The 316-nt window shown below is 56.3% G+C and carries 3 tRNA genes; all 3 read left to right on the top strand.

Going from position 1 to position 316, the window contains the following annotated elements:
• Nucleotides 1-10 precede the first annotated feature (10 nt).
• The 3 genes from PEPTYR26121_RS08670 to PEPTYR26121_RS08660 all read left to right on the top strand — a co-directional run bounded on the left by PEPTYR26121_RS08670 (nt 11) and on the right by PEPTYR26121_RS08660 (nt 292).
• Nucleotides 11-98 (top strand) — tRNA-Leu (locus PEPTYR26121_RS08670).
• Between the two features lie 40 nt (nt 99-138).
• Nucleotides 139-215, top strand: a tRNA-Met gene (locus tag PEPTYR26121_RS08665).
• A gap of 2 nt (nt 216-217) precedes the next feature.
• Nucleotides 218-292 (top strand) — tRNA-Glu (locus tag PEPTYR26121_RS08660).
• Nucleotides 293-316 lie beyond the last annotated feature (24 nt).

Below are 316 nucleotides of genomic sequence, written 5' to 3'. Positions count from 1 at the left end.
AGAGCCATCTGCCGGGGTGGCGGAACTGGCAGACGCACAGGACTTAAAATCCTGCGGTCGTTGAGATCGTACCGGTTCGATTCCGGTCCTCGGCACCAAAGTGTTCATTAAATGATGTGTCCATACCACAATTCTTATCGCGGGATGGAGCAGTCTGGTAGCTCGTCGGGCTCATAACCCGAAGGTCGTAGGTTCAAATCCTGCTCCCGCTACCAATGGCCCCGTGGTCAAGCGGTTAAGACACCGCCCTTTCACGGCGGTTACCCGGGTTCGAATCCCGGCGGGGTCACCATTATATGGGCGCATAGCTCAGTTG

It is taken from the genome of Aedoeadaptatus nemausensis, assembly GCF_903819165.1.
GTDB classification, from domain to species: domain Bacteria; phylum Bacillota; class Clostridia; order Tissierellales; family Peptoniphilaceae; genus Aedoeadaptatus; species Aedoeadaptatus nemausensis.
Note: the sequence above shows the minus strand (reverse complement) of the source record. Positions and strands in the feature narration are given on the sequence as shown.